This window comes from Bradyrhizobium sp., from assembly GCF_049512235.1.
Taxonomy (GTDB): Bacteria; Pseudomonadota; Alphaproteobacteria; order Rhizobiales; family Xanthobacteraceae; genus Bradyrhizobium.
The window spans coordinates 1-14784 of the sequence record NZ_JBEKXH010000135.1; the positions used below are offsets into that span (position 1 = coordinate 1).

The following is a 14784-nucleotide window of genomic DNA, read 5'->3' on the forward strand; positions in this document are numbered from 1 at the left end:
CATATGGCTGATCGCATGCACGATCAGGGTGCGGTCCTTACCCACCGGCAGCTGATGAATGAAGCGGGAGCGACGCAGCAGCATGCCTGCCTATAGGCTCGCAGGCCCGGTTTGTGGAACAGAAAAATCGCGGAAGTTGGTGCCGAGGTGGCTTTCTTCCGCATCGGTCCCGATGTAAGCGAATCTTGATTCGCGAAAGCCTTTGTCGCGGCCTGGGCCGAGACGCGGCGCCCATCAACAGGCTCAGCCGGCTTCAGGAGAATGCGACGCGCACCGTGCCCAGCCCCTGTAATTCCATCGCCGCCTCGTCGCCGGCCTTCAACCACAGCGTTTTGACCAGGCTCCCGGTCAGTACGATCTCGCCGGCGCGCAGGCTTTTGCCGCTGGCTGCGAGATGGTTGGCGAGCCAGGCCAGCGCGTGATGCGGGTGGCCGAGCACGTCGGCGCCGGTGCCCCGCCCTGCCTCATTGCCGTTGATGACGGCACGGCCAACGACGTCAAGCAGATCGGGAGCCGAAGCGGGCGCGATCGCGTTTCCGAGCACGCAGCCGGCGGCAAAGAAATCGTCCGCCACGAGCGTCGGTGCGCCCAGGGTCTGCCAGTCGGCGTAACGGTCATCGACGATCTCGATGGCCGGCAGATAGGCTTCGATCGCGGCGGCGACCGCGTCCGCTGCGAACGGCGCTTGCGAGGACGGCAGATCACGGCCCAGCCGGACGGCGATTTCGCATTCGACGCCGACGCGCACGTAACGGCCGGCGCTTAACGACGCACCGCTTTGGTGAACGCCGCCGGCGAATACACCGCCGGCGCAGGGATGGGGTATCGAGAGATAGTGCTGCATGACGGCGCTGGTGCAGCCGATCTTGTAACCGACCCGGGTACCGAAGTCGGCCGCCAGCAGATCGTGAACCGCATCCTGAATCCGATAGCCTTCCGCCTCCGTCCGTGGCGCGGCGTCGCCGGGGAGCGGCTGCAACGGCGTGCCGGTGCGGCGGGCAGAGGCAATGGCTGCGGCGGCTGCGAGCGTGTTGTCCATAGGGGAATTTTTTCCAAATTGTATGACATCGTCATACTATTATGCTAATCCGGTCACCGAAAAGGAGCCAGATCATGCGTACAAGCAAGCCTATCACAGTTACCCTCGGACCGATGCAGGCCAGCCTCGAAAAGCGGCTCAAGTCGGGCAGCTACGACAATGCCAGTGAAATACTTCGTTCCGCGCTGCGGGCGCTCGACCGGGAGGAAGCGGCGATTGAAGATCATCTTCGCAAGAGGGTGACCGCTTCGCTTGCCGATCCGGGCAAGAGCGTTCCAGCAACCGACGTTTTCAAACGTCTGCGCGCGGTTCATGGAAGGGCGGTGAAGGCAGCTACCCGTGGCGATTAAGGTCCTGTTTCGGCCGCAAGCTGAAGCGGACCTTCTGGCGCTCTATCGCTACATCGCCGGAGCATCAAGCTTGGCCACCGCAGGCAATTACATCGACCGCATCGAGACCGCCTGCATGTCGCTGGCCGAGTTCCCGAATCGTGGCACCAAGCGTGACGATCTCGCACCCGGGTTGCGCACGATTGCTTTCGAACGGCGGGTCACGATTGCCTATCGGGTGCTGAGAACGCGCGTAGACATCGTCACCATCTCCTATGCCGGGCGCGACTTCGAGAATGCCTTTCGTGATAGCTGAAGTAACTGGCAACAGCCGTCATGCGCGGCAAGGCCAGCCGCTCTTCGCGTGGCGCCTCAATAAAATGACCGCAAAAGCGGCCAGCCTACTCGTCGCGATAGACTTTTTCGCGTTTCTCGTGACGTTCCTGGGCTTCCACCGACAGCGTCGCGATCGGGCGGGCCTCCAGCCGCTTCAGCGAGATCGGCTCCCCGGTTTCCTCGCAATAGCCGTAGCTGTTGTCTTCGATGCGCTGCAGTGCAGCATCAATCTTGGAGATCAGCTTGCGCTGGCGGTCGCGGGCGCGCAGTTCGATCGCGCGGTCGGTTTCGGAGGAGGCGCGGTCCGCCAGGTCGGGATGATTGACGTTCTCTTCCTGCAGCGTCTGCAGGGTGATCCGCGATTCCCTTAATATCTCGTCCTTCCATGCCAGCAGCTTGGCGCGAAAATAATCGCGCTGGCGGTCGTTCATGAAAGGCTCTTTTTCGGACGGTCGATAGTTTTTCAACTTTTCCAAGGCCAGCCCATCTGTACGTACAAGGCGGGACGGAAACGGTCCGTCCGCGCGGGCCTTATATAGCGGCCTCATGTGACAGACAATATCGGCTGGCGCGGCGAAACCGTGAACCACGGGGTGTTCCCGTCAGGAACTGCGAACAAAGTGAATGCTTTGAGGCGGCCTGTCCCGGAACGTCCTGGAGCTAGAACTGCCCGGCCTTGGCCAGTTCGACCTCGACCCGCAGCTCGATCTCGGAAAGGACATTATCCAGGCCAGGATCGCCGGAGGAGGATTTCAGGTTGGCAGCGGCCTCGCGCAGCCGGCTTATCGTACCGGTATCGAAATTGCCGGACAACAGTCCCATCTTGAGGTCGCCCAGCACATCCAGCGCGCGCTTGCCGCGCTGGACCGAGCGCCTGCGGCGCTCGACCGGATCCTCCTCGATGCCCTGCATGGCGAGCAGCGCATCGATATTCGCCGACGCTTTGAGGGCGACCGCCGGTCGGCTCTCGGCGGCTGAGGCGGCATCCGGCAGCGCAAAGCTGCTTGGACCGGTTCGCCTGATGAAGGCGGCTGGAGTGCCAAGGTTGGTGCCGTTCGGGCCGTAGATGCGCATCGCTCGGTCTCGCGGTGGGTGGGCGGAGCTTTGTCCCATTGTGGTTAATCGATCGTAAAAGGCCCGGCAAAATCTGCCGGGGCGCGGCAGTTTCGCCGCTCCAAGGTCCCGATCGGCAAACCCCGCTCAAGAAACTTATTAAATGATATCAAATGGTTATTGTCAGAAACCGGCGTGGCATGGCGCTCGCATGGTGGTTGCCGGATCGCCGTCATGGGAGTGGCGCGCGGATCCTGAAGTGAAGACCTCAGCGGGGAGCAGGGGATGCAAGGCGTCGATTCGGCACGAGTTTTACAGGTGGCCTGCGCCGCGCTTATGGCGCTGGCGATGTCTGCCATGCCTGCGGGCGCGACCTCGCGGATCAAGGATCTCGCCAACATCGAAGGGGTGCGGCAGAATCAGCTGATCGGTTACGGCCTCGTCGTCGGCCTCGCCGGCACCGGCGATACCCTGAACAACATTCCCTTCACCAAGCAGTCGCTGCAGGCGATGCTCGAGCGCATGGGCGTCAATATCCGCGGCGCCACCATCCGCACCGGCAACGTCGCCGCCGTGATGGTCACCGGCAACCTGCCTGCCTTCAGCACCCAGGGCACCCGGATGGATGTCACCGTTTCAGCGCTGGGCGACGCCAAGGACCTGCGGGGTGGCACGCTTTTAGTCACCCCCCTGCTCGGCGCCGACGGCAACGTCTATGCGGTCGCGCAGGGCTCGGTCGCGATCTCGGGGTTTCAGGCCGAAGGCGAAGCCGCCAAGATCGTCCGCGGCGTGCCGACGGTCGGCCGTATCGCCAACGGCGCCATCATCGAACGCGAGATCGAATTCGCACTCAACCGCCTGCCCAATGTCAGGCTGGCGCTGCGCAATCCCGATTTCACCACGGCCAAACGCATTGCCGCCGCGGTCAACGACTATCTCGGTGCCAAATCCGCCGAGCCGCTCGATCCCTCGACCGTGCAACTGACCATTCCGACCGAATTCAAGGGCAACGTCGTCGCCTTCCTGACCGAGATCGAGCAGTTGCAGGTCGAGCCGGATCTGGCCGCCAAGATCGTCATCGACGAACGCTCCGGCATTATCGTGATGGGGCGCGACGTCCGCGTCGCCACCGTCGCCGTGGCGCAGGGCAACCTCACCGTCACGATTTCCGAGAGTCCTCAGGTGAGCCAGCCCAATGCGCGGGCCGGTGGGCGAACCGTGGTGACGCCGAACTCACGCGTCGGGGTTACCGAAGACGGCAAGAAATTCGCGGTGATGAAGGACGGCGTATCGCTGCAGCAACTGGTCGATGGCCTCAACGGACTAGGCATCGGTCCGCGCGACCTGATCGGCATTCTGCAGGCGATCAAGGCCGCGGGCGCGATCGAAGCCGACATCGAGGTGATGTGATGCAGAATAGCCTGATCACGGGCCACAGCGGTGGCGTACAAGCCAACGCCGTCATGCCTCAGTTCAACGGCCGGCCGGATTACCAGCTCGCCGATGCCTTGACCAAGGTCTCGCCGAAGGCGCAGGCCAGGACCAAGGCCACCGCGACCGATTTCGAGGCGGTGTTTCTCAATTCGATGTTTGCGCAGATGACCTCTGGCCTCAAGGGCGAAGGTCCTTTCGGCGATACGCCGGGCACCGGCGTGTGGCGCTCGATGCTGACGGAACAATACTCGAAAAATTTCGCCAAGGCTGGCGGTATCGGAATTTCCAGTTCCGTCTATCGCGAGCTGATCCTGCAGCAAGCCAAAAGCCCCAGCCAGATCAAGGGAAATCAGACATGAAACAGCCTCCTCAACAGCAGCCGGCGCCCGCGCCGGTCGCAATGGTCGCAACCCCCGACGAGGCGCGAAAGTTCGCCGAAAACCTGATGGATGTCATGAGCGCCCTGCTCGGCGTGATCGAGCGCGAGATCGAGCTGGTTCGCGCCGGCAAGCTGCGCGAGGCAATGGCGTTGGAGCCGACCAAGACCGACTTTTCCCGCCGTTATGTCGGCGCGGTCAGGCAACTGAGAACCAGCCAGAAATATTTGTCGCAAACTACGCCCGAGCTGCTGGTCGCGCTGCATCGTCATCACGACGCGTTCCGCGCCATGTTGCAGATCAACCTCACGGTACTGGCAACGGCGCGCGCCGTGTCCGAAAGCATCGTGCGCGGCGTCAACAGCGAAATGCAGCTGCGCAATATTCCAAGCACCTACACCTCAACCGGACGCCGCGCGGCGCCGGGACCGCGGCACTTGACGCCGCTGGCGGTCAGCCGCCGGCTCTGAGCCGGTTCGGCCGCGCCGTTCGGCATAGCACCAATTTTCGTAAAATTTGTGCGAAAATTTCAAAGCGGAATTCAGCACGTTCTCTTACTCCACGTTGAGAGGTGCCGATCATAGTTGTCGACGGAGAGGGTTGGGATTTGACTCGAGGAAGGCCAGGAGGCTGCCATGAGTGTGGATTTCAACATCAGGCCGGTGGGGGCACCAGCCGTTACACCCGTTGCGCAACCCGTTAGCGCAGCGGCCAGCAGCGCGGTCTCGACCGAACTGCCGGCAAGCCAAAGCGTCTCGGCAGCGGACGCGAGCGCCGGCGTGCGCAACGATGCGCCGGCCACGAACGACGCCGTATTGCGTCAGGCCTTTATCGATCAGGCCGCGGCCTCGATCGTGTACCAGGTCATCGATGACAGAACCGACGCGGTGGTGCAGCAATTTCCCGATGAGGCCGTGCTGCGCCGTCGCGCCTATTTCCACTCGCTCGATCTGGCCAAGGAAGAGCCGACACGGCCTCTGGCCACCGACCGCCGGGCATGAGCCGATCCCGGCGCCGGCGGCTTCAAGGCAAGTTGAACCGGTCGTCGGAATCGGTGAGGTCATTGCTGGCTTAAGCGGCTGCAGCCATGTCAGCCTTTTCCGCTGTGGTCAGGAATATCCTGGTATCGCCAACCCGAAATGATTCATTCCGGATCAGGCGCGCGCGCCGGAACGTGGGTCGCCGGCCTCAGACCGTGGCTTCGGTTGGAAAGCTCAGTCCGGCTGAATTGACGCCGGACGTTGTAAATGAGCGATCGCGTTGCGTGAACGCGACCCCATCAGGTCCGGCCGGCCAGACCCGCGGCGATGTTGCAGTTGATGTCGATCAGCGATTTCAACTTCGCCGGATCCGGGCTCATCTGCATGTCGACGGTCTGCTGCATGACGAACAGGCCGATATTGGCAATGTTCTGACGAACTTCCACCGGGTGCGGATTTTCGTCGACTGCCGCAGCGCTCATGAAAATCGACCACAGCCGCCGATTGAACAGTAGCGCCTTGTGCATGCTCTTGTCCGGACCGGTCCAGTTGGTCTGGATCTCCTGTAATTGTCTTGCTGCCTTCAGCAGGGCCTGTGCTTCGATCTCGCGAGGAGGCGCCGTCGCTTGTGACGTGCGCGCATAGGCTTGGGCGGCATTGGGCATTCATCACCTCGATAGGGCTGGTTGCGCAGCGTTCCGGCTCCGGAGCTGCCTGATTTTTTGTAGGCCGTTGCCTTTAAAATATGGTTAGCGATGGTCGTCGAATTGTCGGGAGCCGGTCGAATCGAGGTGTCCGCCGTGCGAGGTGGCATCAGACAAAACGGCGGAGGTTCCCCCGCTGTTTCGCGTCAGTTATGGCAGTTGAGATCAGCGCAGCAGCTGCAGCACGCTCTGCTGCGACTGGTTGGCGAGCGCCAGCGCGGACACCGCGATCGACTGCCGGGTCGACAGCGCCTGGCTGTTGGCAGCTTCCTCGTTGCTGTCGGCCAGCGTCAGGTTGGAGGAGCCGGTCTGCAGCACGTTGATCAGGCTCTTGTTGAAGTCCTGGCGGATCTGCACGATCGACAGGTTTGAACCCAGCGCCGATGCTTCCGAGCGCAGCGTGTCGCTGGCGGTACCGAGTTGAGCGAGCACGGCGTTCGCCGAATTGTTGTCCAGAAAGTCGGTGCCGACGGCCAGCGTGTTGAGACCGAGGCCAGCCGCGTTATAAGTAACGCCGCTGATGTTGAGCGTGGACTTGCCGGTTTCGTCGAAGGTCAGCTTGAGATCGTCGCCGTTCAAAAGGTTGGTGCCGTTGAAGGACGAATCCTGCGCGGTGGTGGTGATCTGCGCAATGATGTTGTTGTACTGGGTGACCAGGTTGGCGCGAACAGCCTGTGAGGAGGGATCGGCAACCGGCGCGCCCGCGGCGCCGAAAGTCGTACCAGCGTTCGTATCGGTGACGGCGCCAATGGTGGACGACGCAGCGTCGTTGGTCGTGGTGACGACGAGCTGGTTGCTGCTGTTGAGGCTGGCGGTCAGGTTGCTGGCTGCCAACGCGGTGTTCAGCTGCGCCAGAGACTCGCTGGCGCCGAACGTGATGGAGAACGCCGGGATTCCGGGGGTTCCAAGGATCGACAGCTTGTCGCCGCTTTTGATGGTCGTGCCGTCAACCAGATTGGCCGCGGTGCCACCGAGAGCCGACGACGTCACGGTCGACTTGCTCGAGTAGCCGACCGACGTCTGCAAGACCTGATTGGCGATCGACTGCGCGCTGGCGACCAGGCTCTGCAGCGAGGTGAGGCCGGTATTGGCCGCTTGCAGCACCTGCACGCCGTTACCGATATTGTCGAGCAGGTTGCTGATGTCGCTGGCCCGGTTATTGAGGGCCTCAGCCGTGAAATAGTTGGTGGGATTGTCGAGCGCCGAGTTGACCTTGTTGCCGGTGGCGAGGTCGTTCTGGGTGGTGGCCAGCAGCGCGGCGGTCGACTGCAGCGAGAGCAGGTTCTGGCGAACCGATGCCGAAAGTACAATGTCAGACATATCTCAAACCTTCCTGGTTGACCTCAGTAGTTTTACGGAGACTCCTTTAAATTGGGGTTAATGTCGGCTTAAGATGTTTGATGAAGGACCTGTTAACCAGAGGTGACCGCCAGCCATCGGCCGGTTCGCGGTGCTGGATGCTCTGACGAAAAAAACGGCGGGCTTTTTGCCCGCCGTTCGCCTTTCAGCGTCTTGCCGTCGAGATCAGCGCAAGAGCTGCAGCACGCTCTGCTGCGACTGGTTGGCGAGCGCCAGCGCGGACACCGCGATCGACTGCCGGGTCGACAGCGCCTGGCTGTTGGCCGCTTCCTCGTTGCTGTCGGCCAGCGTCAGGTTGGAGGAGCCGGTCTGCAGCACGTTGATCAGGTTCTTGTTGAAGTCCTGGCGGATCTGCACGATCGTCAGGTTCGATCCCAGGGCCGACGCCTCGGTACGGAGCGTGGTGCTGGCCGCAGTGAGCGAACTGAGGACCGCGTTCGCCGAGTTGTTGTCCAGGAAGTCCGTTCCGCCGGTCAGGGTCGAAAGACCGAGGCCGGCATCGTTGAAGGTCACGCCGTTGATGCTCAGCGTCGACTTTCCGGTTTCGTTAAACGTCAGATTCAACGTGTCGCCGTTCAAAAGGTTGATGCCGTTGAAGGACGAATCCTGGGCCGTGGTGTTGATCTGCTGCAGAACGTTGTTGTACTGCGCGACCAGGTCCGCGCGGGTTGCCTGCGAGTTCGGGTCGGCGACGGCGGCGTTCACGGTCGCACCATTGAACGCACCGGCGGCGGCCGTGACGGCCGTACCGCCGATCGCGCCGATCGTCGCCGAAGCCGCATCGTTGGTGGTCTCAATGGTGATCGCGCCGGTCGATGAATCGATGCTGGCCTGCAGATTGTTGGCTGCCAGCGCCGTGTTGAGCTGGTTGAGGGTCGAGATGTCTCCGGGACCGGTGCCGAAGGTGATGCTGGTTGCCGTGCCGCCGCCGGTGGCGCCGATCGTCAGCGTATCGCCGCTGAGCGCAGCGCCGGTACCGAGCAGGTTGTTTGCGGTCGCGCCGGCGATGGCGGCGGAGGTCACGCTGGCCTTCGACGAATAGCCAACCGGGCTCTGCAGCACCTGGTTGGCGATCGACTGCGCGCTCGCGACCAGCGACTGCAGCGAGGTGATGCCGGTGTTGGCGGCCTGCAGCACCTGCACGCCGTTGCCGATCGAGTCGAGCAGGTTGCTGATGTCGCTGGCGCGGTTGTCGAGCGACTGTGCCGTGAAATAGTTGGTGGGATTGTCGAGCGCCGAGTTGACCTTGTTGCCGGTAGCGAGATCGTTTTGCGTGGTCGCCAGCAGCGAAGCGGTCGACTGCAGCGAGAGCAGGTTCTGGCGAACCGATGCCGAAAGAACAATGCCGGTCATTTTTCATACCTTTCTGGTGTGAAATCAGGGGTTGCGTGCGCCCAATCATTGTTGATCGGGTGGCCGGGCCACGGTGAAACCAAGCCTCTAAGAAAACATGAATTGGTGCGGTACTACCGGTGCGCTGGTCGCGCCGGCGACGCGCCTGCGGGCGGTTGGGTCGTCGCGCGGGTCAGCAAAAAGCGCTGGTAATAATGCACTTCTGCGGGAATATGCGTGCATTTACCGGGTGTTAACCGCGATAGGAAAGTATTACAGTCGCTGCGGCAAAATTGCATCGCCGCGTCGCCGGCGCGACCCCAGCCGGAATCCATTCGAACTCGCTGGAGTTGATCGGAACGCGCAACGGCGGCAACGGAGAACGGTCATGGCGTTGAAGGTTGAACTCAAGCCGCACGAACGGATCATCATTGGCGCCTGTGTGATCACCAACACCGATCAGCGCGCCCGGCTGTTGATCGACGGCGACAATATTCCGATCCTGCGCGAGAAGGATATCCTGACCCCGGCCACCGCCGATACCCCGGCCAAGCTCGTCTATCTGGCCGTGCAGCTGATGTACATTTCCCCCGACCCGCAGGCCAATCATGGCACCTATTTCAGCCTGATCCGCGATATCGTCACCGCCGTGCCGAGCGCCTGGCCGATCATCGAAGGCATCAACAACCATATCTTGAGCGGCGAGATGTACCGGGCGCTCAAGGAAGCCCGGAAACTCGTCGCCTACGAGAAGAATCTTCTCGATCTCAACCGGGCTGCCCATAGCGAACGCGAAGCCAACGCGGAAGCCCTGCGTCCGACCTGAGCGCCGCTTACATCGCCAACGGCGGAGAGGGCTCGAGCGTTGGTAGGAGGCTGTCGCCGCGGCTCGTTCTTTGCGCGCCAAACTCCAGCACCGCCTCCAGCAGCGCATCGATATCGCAGGTGTCGGTGCGGTGGTTGACGATCGCCGCCCGGATCGCGAGCTGGCCCTCGACCAGCGTCGTCGATGGCGCCGCAATGCCGGACTCCTGGATATCGATGACGATATCGCTATTGACCCGGTCGGGAAATTCGGCGCGGTAGCGGAAGCAGACGATATTGAGCTGGACCGGTGCCAACAGTTCGAGCCGCGGCTCGGCCAAGATCCGCATTTGCAGATATCCGGCCAGCGCGCAACAGCGCGTGATCACGGCCCCCAGCCGTTCGGTCCCGAAGGTTTTCAAGGTGAACCAGGTCTTCAGCGCCCGAAAGCCCCGCGACAGATCGGGGCCGAGGTCGCAAGGCCAGGGTGAGCCCGCGGCGAGCCCCCTGGTCTCGCGGCGCAGATAGGCCGCCGGCGCGGCGAAGGCCTGACGATGAAGCTCGCCATCGCGGACCAACAGGAAGCCGGCGTCATAGGGCACCTGTCCCCATTTGTGGAAATCGAGCGCGATGGAATCGGCGTCTTCAAGCCCGGCCAGCAGCGGCGCCACCGCCGGCGAGAGCACCCCGAGCGCGCCATAGGCGCCGTCGACATGAAACCAGAGCCCTTGGTCGCGGCACAGCGAACCAAGCGCCCGGAGATCATCGATGGCTCCGACATCGACCGTTCCGGCCGAGCCGACGACAAGGAAAGGTTTCAGGCCGGCCTCGCGGTCCGCGACGATCCGGGCCCGCAACGCATCGACGTCGATGCGGTGGCATCGGTCGACCTCGACGCACCGCAACGCATCGCTGCCAAAGCCGGCAACGTCCATGGCCTTGCCGATACAGCCGTGCGCGGCGATCGAGGTATAGGCCGTCAGCGACGCGCCCGCCTCTGCGACGCCGCGCCGCCGCACGGCCTGTCCCAGCGCTGACGTTCGCGCCACCAGCACCGCCATCAGGTTCGCCATCGACGTGCCGGTGACGAAAATGCCGCTCGCCCCGCCCGGAAAACCGAACATCTGGCGCGTCCATTCCACGACCTGACGTTCGACCTCGATCGGAATGTGATCGCGCCCGCCGAGATTGGCGTTGAGTCCGGCCGCCAGCATTTCCGCCAGCATCCCGACCGCGGTGCCGCCGCCATGGACCCAGCCCATGAAGCCCGGGTGAACGTTCCCGGTCGCATAGGGCATGATGAAATCGGTGAATTCGCCATAGACCTCGCCGAGATCGCAGGGCTTGCGCGGAAGCGCGTCGCGAAAGCCCGCACGCACGGCATCCGGGATCGGTTGCCACACCGGACGATCGCGGATATCGGCGACATAGTCGATCATGTCGTCGAGCATGCGATGACCCAGTGCGCGGATCTCGTCCCAGTCTGGCGGATCCAGCGTTGCGCTCGATCCCGCTTCGACCGGGCTGTCCTGCAACGCCGTGGTCACGCCGCATGCTCCCGGGCGTGGCGGGCGTGGCGGCTCAGCATCGCCGCGAAGGCCTCGAATACCTTGCGCATTTGCGGCGGCTTGTAGGGAAACAGCTGTGGCAAATCCATGTTGTGGACGACAGCGGTATTGTCCGCTTCGAAGATCAGCAATTCTCCGCTTTTGTTTTCCGCGCAATCGATGGTGAAATAGTCGAGACCGATGCGGTCAGCGAGGGCCGACAGCGCGGTCCGGTGGCGGCGGGCGAAACCGATGTCGAACGTGCGCATGAAGGTTTCCTCTTCAAGACGCTTGGCGGCGCTGCCGGACATGCCGGCGTTGAGATACCAGATATCCCAGCGATCGGCGATCGCCATGTGGCAGGCGTATGGCCGGCGATCGATGAAAACCACCCGGTACTTGCGAAACAGGCCGTCGTCGCCGGCGTAGTCGACGAACGGCGAGACGAAGAACTCCTGCTCCGGCCGCTGCGCGAGATATCCGGCAATGGCGGCGGGATCATCGAGCTTGGCGAGGCCTGCGCCCGCATGCGAACCGCGGGGACGGACGATGACCGGAAACCCGAGCTCGGCGTCAATGTCGGCGCATCGGAGTTCGGAGCGGGCGACGCCGGATAATTGCGGCCGCGTCACGCCGACGGTTGCCGGAATATCAAGCCCGTCGAGTCCGCGAAGCAGACGATGCAGCTTGTCGCGATCCAGATTGCCGATGAGGCGCGGCGGATTCAGCAGCGGCCGCGGCCAGCCGGCAGCAACCTCGTCGATGATGCGGAGCGCATCGCGGCACTCCTCGGAGTCGGATGCGATCACGATGGCGACGTCATGATGGGGCAACGGGTCCGGCAGCTCGATTCCGCCGATCACATAGAGGGTGACGAGCTCGATCCCGGAGTCCTCCAGCAGGAACTCGATCGGCGTGTTGCCGCCCATATCGATCGCGGCGGCGAGCGCCAGAACACGCAATTTCGGTTGTTCCTCGCAACATGGCGCGCGGAACAATTGGTGAAGGGCGAGCACATCGGCCTGTATGGCCATTCCCGTGGGTTTGTCGCCCAGGAGTTGCACAATCAGCGACAGATCGAGCCCATCGCCGATGCTGGCCGTTCCACCCGTAACTTTCGCGATCAGTTCGTCCCGCAGCGGACGAAGATCGATGCCGTCGAACGCCATCGTCGTCAGCCTGGCAAATCCGATCCGGTCCACGCATGGATTGCGAACGGGATCCTTCGCTTCGGCGCACTCAAGCTTCATGGCATGCCTCGACAAAGTCCTGACCATCCAGATGCGCAACCAGCCACTCGATCTTCGAGACCACCGTGCCGACCCGTCCGAGTTCGCGCTTCAGGTTTCCGCGCGTCGTGTCCGGATCCGATGACCATGCTTCTGTGACCAGGCGGGCGCCGGCGCAGATGCGCAGCGCCGCCAACGGCTCCCGCTCGGGGTCGCCCAATGCGACGGGTTGGCCGACCAGGCAAATCTTCGTCGGGAGGTCCAGGCGGTCGCGCCCGTTCGCGGGGCCGGCAGGCCGCACCGTGCAGGCCAGCGCGCGATGGATCTTCCTGCAGTCGCCGAGCGACAGCACCCGATTGTGACGCCGGATCACAAAGGGAAAAATCGTCGGCAGTGCGAGCTCCTCGTCTTCGATGCCGCGATCTTCGGGCCCTTGCCGGCACGGCAGCAGGCGAAGCGATGGCGAGGAAGCGATGATCCGTTCGACCTGCTTGCCGAACGTCGCCAGAGCCCGAAGGCGAAATTCGCCGGGCACGCCGTAATAGGCCCACATTTCCGCAAGCGCGGCTTCCCAGCGCAGCCATTGGCCGAAATTGGCGCGGACCGGAAAGCGCGAGCGCAGCCGCGGCCAGTTCATCGGCCAGTCGCTGCGACTGCTATAGTCCGACAACCCGGTGGCCACCTCGGTGACCGCGTCGAGCGCCTTCGAAAGATCAGCGGGAACCAGCAGCGCACCGCTGAAGGCAGGCCCGGTGAAAAACTTCGAGCCGGTCACGATCACGATATATCCACGCTCAAGATATCGTCGCAGCCGCGGACGACCGAGACGCATCTGGCAGGCGTCGACGACGATCTGAACGGAATCGGGCCAGCGCGTCGCGATTTCGTCGAGGCATTGGTCGCTTGGTGCGCGCCAGCCGAGCTTTGACGAATCCATGACCTGGAGCAGAACCTTGCTGCCATTTGCAATCGCCTGTTCGACCGCGTCGAGAACCCGTGCATCGCTTTCGGCTCGCGGGCAGAAACTCCCGGCCGCATCGAGCGCGCCGAGCGCCATGCTGGCAAGGTGATCGGCCAGGCCTTCGATGGGCTCGCCCTTTCGCACCCTGATGCCGTTCGCGGTCGCGGCGTTGAAATGACGCCCGCGCGCGGTATAGCCGGTTCCACTGCCGGTCTGGTCGGCGGCCACAATGACCGTCGTCAGCGCGGGACCTAGCAGCGCCCGCGCGAGCCACAGCGCCTGAAGCTGCGCGTCGGTACCCGATGACGAAAATACCACTTCGGCATCGGTCCGCGACAGCCCGAGGCAGGCCTTCAATTCGTCGCGCATGCTTTCGATTCGGGCATCGAAGGCGGCTTCAAGGCCGGCGGCAATTGCCGACCGCATCAGGGATTCCCGCGCATGACTGACGTGAACGTAAGCCCGCTCCGAAATCGAGGTCGCCGTGCAGGACGCGAAGCTCAATGTGTTCGGACAGGGAAATGGCCGGCAGCCATAATCATTGGCCCCGCTGGTCCGATCGATTTGAAGTCGCGGATCGCCGCCGCAGGCGAGCAGGTAGTCCAGCGGTTCGAACAAGTCGGCCAAAGCAGAACCTGATCGATCCCTGGCGGTCGGATTTTCGGCCGCACGCAACCGCGGCATGGCGCTCGTCATCGACATGATTTCACGCCGCATCCGAAGCAATTGCGGGCGCGGCAAACTGCGATGAGATGTCGCCCTGAAAGACCGCGGGTCCGACGTGATCGAGACGACTTTGCAGATCGGCCCAGATCTCGCCGCCGATATCGGTCCAGCGTCTGCAGAAGGCAAAATCCTCGCTGAGGTAGGTGCCGGTCGCGGCATCGATCATGCACTCGAACAGCGCAAACCGGTTCGGACTTCCCGCCAGCGCATCGAGGGAGTGTTCGCGGAAGAACTGCAGCGCCGCGTAGGCCGGGTGTTGGCACATTCTTTCCAGGACGTGACGCCTGATCATCAGGAAACCGGTGCCTGCATAGCGCACGCGGGTGAAGCCGTTGACCACGACAACGCGGTCGGGGTCGTCGATCTCGAGCACATAGTCGAGCGCGGCCGACGGCACTTTCGGCCGGCCGGCTTGCAGCATCCGCCTGGCCTTGTCCCAGTTGACCCGCTTGATGGGATAGACGCCGGCCACCATTTCGGCTCCGGACTCGATCAGCCGGAACACCTGTTCGGGCGCAAAGCCGATATCGGCGTCCACGAACAACAGGTGCGTCGCCAGCGGGTCGTCGAGGAA

General features: G+C 63.0%; 17 protein-coding genes. 7 read left to right on the forward strand and 10 right to left on the reverse strand.

From position 1 onward, the window contains the following. Positions 1–253: 253 nt before the first annotated feature. On the reverse strand, positions 254–1039 hold the full coding sequence (locus ABSG20_RS14620; protein WP_423865214.1) for a 2-keto-4-pentenoate hydratase: 786 nt from the start codon (positions 1037–1039) through the stop codon (positions 254–256). A gap of 74 nt (positions 1040–1113) precedes the next feature. Between ABSG20_RS14620 and ABSG20_RS14625 the strand changes: the two genes are divergently transcribed. After that, entirely contained in the window at positions 1114–1389 is a 276-nt protein-coding gene (locus ABSG20_RS14625; protein ID WP_423865215.1) for a ribbon-helix-helix domain-containing protein, read from the forward strand. Continuing rightward, positions 1379–1684: a type II toxin-antitoxin system RelE/ParE family toxin gene (locus tag ABSG20_RS14630; RefSeq protein ID WP_423865216.1), complete on the forward strand. Its 306-nt coding sequence runs from the start codon at positions 1379–1381 to the stop codon at positions 1682–1684. Before ABSG20_RS14625 ends, ABSG20_RS14630 begins: the two co-directional genes overlap by 11 nt. An 85-nt stretch (positions 1685–1769) precedes the next feature. Here the strand turns inward: ABSG20_RS14630 and dksA are convergent, their stop codons facing one another. Together dksA and ABSG20_RS14640 are read right to left on the reverse strand one after the other, a co-directional pair. Continuing rightward, positions 1770–2180: an RNA polymerase-binding protein DksA gene (gene dksA / locus ABSG20_RS14635; RefSeq protein WP_423865217.1), complete on the reverse strand. Its 411-nt coding sequence runs from the start codon at positions 2178–2180 to the stop codon at positions 1770–1772. A gap of 184 nt (positions 2181–2364) precedes the next feature. Beyond that, complete coding sequence (locus ABSG20_RS14640; RefSeq protein ID WP_423865218.1) at positions 2365–2778, reverse strand: flagellar assembly protein FliX; 414 nt, start codon at positions 2776–2778, stop codon at positions 2365–2367. A gap of 264 nt (positions 2779–3042) precedes the next feature. On the opposite strand from ABSG20_RS14640, the gene ABSG20_RS14645 reads away from it, so the two are divergent. The 4 genes from ABSG20_RS14645 to ABSG20_RS14660 all read left to right on the forward strand — a co-directional run bounded on the left by ABSG20_RS14645 (position 3043) and on the right by ABSG20_RS14660 (position 5569). Further along, positions 3043–4167, forward strand: a complete 1125-nt coding sequence (locus tag ABSG20_RS14645; protein WP_423865219.1) for a flagellar basal body P-ring protein FlgI — start codon at positions 3043–3045, stop codon at positions 4165–4167. Between the two features lie 53 nt (positions 4168–4220). Next, positions 4221–4550 (forward strand): flagellar assembly peptidoglycan hydrolase FlgJ, encoded by a 330-nt coding sequence (flgJ, locus tag ABSG20_RS14650; protein WP_423865229.1) that lies wholly within the window; start codon positions 4221–4223, stop codon positions 4548–4550. A 41-nt stretch (positions 4551–4591) separates the two neighbouring features. After that, on the forward strand, positions 4592–5038 hold the full coding sequence (locus tag ABSG20_RS14655; protein WP_423865230.1) for a hypothetical protein: 447 nt from the start codon (positions 4592–4594) through the stop codon (positions 5036–5038). A gap of 165 nt (positions 5039–5203) precedes the next feature. Then, complete coding sequence (locus ABSG20_RS14660) at positions 5204–5569, forward strand: hypothetical protein (RefSeq protein ID WP_423865220.1); 366 nt, start codon at positions 5204–5206, stop codon at positions 5567–5569. Between the two features lie 278 nt (positions 5570–5847). On the opposite strand, the gene flaF is transcribed toward ABSG20_RS14660, so the two are convergent. The 3 genes from flaF to ABSG20_RS14675 form a co-directional block, all read right to left on the reverse strand. Further along, a complete protein-coding gene (gene flaF / locus ABSG20_RS14665) occupies positions 5848–6213 on the reverse strand; it encodes a flagellar biosynthesis regulator FlaF (RefSeq protein WP_423865221.1) in 366 nt (121 codons plus the stop codon). Positions 6214–6417: 204 nt separating this feature from the next. Then, positions 6418–7572 carry a flagellin N-terminal helical domain-containing protein gene (locus tag ABSG20_RS14670; protein WP_423865222.1) on the reverse strand — a complete coding sequence of 385 codons (1155 nt, stop codon included), beginning with the start codon at positions 7570–7572 and terminating at the stop codon, positions 6418–6420. Between the two features lie 204 nt (positions 7573–7776). Continuing rightward, positions 7777–8964 carry a flagellin N-terminal helical domain-containing protein gene (locus tag ABSG20_RS14675; protein ID WP_423865223.1) on the reverse strand — a complete coding sequence of 396 codons (1188 nt, stop codon included), beginning with the start codon at positions 8962–8964 and terminating at the stop codon, positions 7777–7779. 367 nt (positions 8965–9331) lie between these two features. Between ABSG20_RS14675 and flbT the strand changes: the two genes are divergently transcribed. Continuing rightward, positions 9332–9769, forward strand: coding sequence for a flagellar biosynthesis repressor FlbT (gene flbT, locus ABSG20_RS14680; protein ID WP_423865224.1), 438 nt, complete (start codon positions 9332–9334; stop codon positions 9767–9769). A 7-nt stretch (positions 9770–9776) separates the two neighbouring features. Here flbT and ABSG20_RS14685 read toward each other — a convergent pair whose 3' ends face one another. The 4 genes from ABSG20_RS14685 to ABSG20_RS14700 form a co-directional block, all read right to left on the reverse strand. Beyond that, positions 9777–11294, reverse strand: coding sequence for a pyridoxal phosphate-dependent decarboxylase family protein (locus tag ABSG20_RS14685; RefSeq protein WP_423865225.1), 1518 nt, complete (start codon positions 11292–11294; stop codon positions 9777–9779). Beyond that, positions 11291–12544 carry an ATP-grasp domain-containing protein gene (locus ABSG20_RS14690; RefSeq protein WP_423865226.1) on the reverse strand — a complete coding sequence of 418 codons (1254 nt, stop codon included), beginning with the start codon at positions 12542–12544 and terminating at the stop codon, positions 11291–11293. The genes ABSG20_RS14685 and ABSG20_RS14690 overlap by 4 nt, the downstream gene beginning before the upstream one ends. Then, complete coding sequence (locus ABSG20_RS14695) at positions 12534–14186, reverse strand: hypothetical protein (protein WP_423865227.1); 1653 nt, start codon at positions 14184–14186, stop codon at positions 12534–12536. The genes ABSG20_RS14690 and ABSG20_RS14695 overlap by 11 nt, the downstream gene beginning before the upstream one ends. A gap of 4 nt (positions 14187–14190) precedes the next feature. Beyond that, a partial coding sequence (locus tag ABSG20_RS14700) for a methylenetetrahydrofolate reductase (RefSeq protein WP_423865228.1) occupies positions 14191–14784 on the reverse strand: 594 nt, incomplete at its 5' end.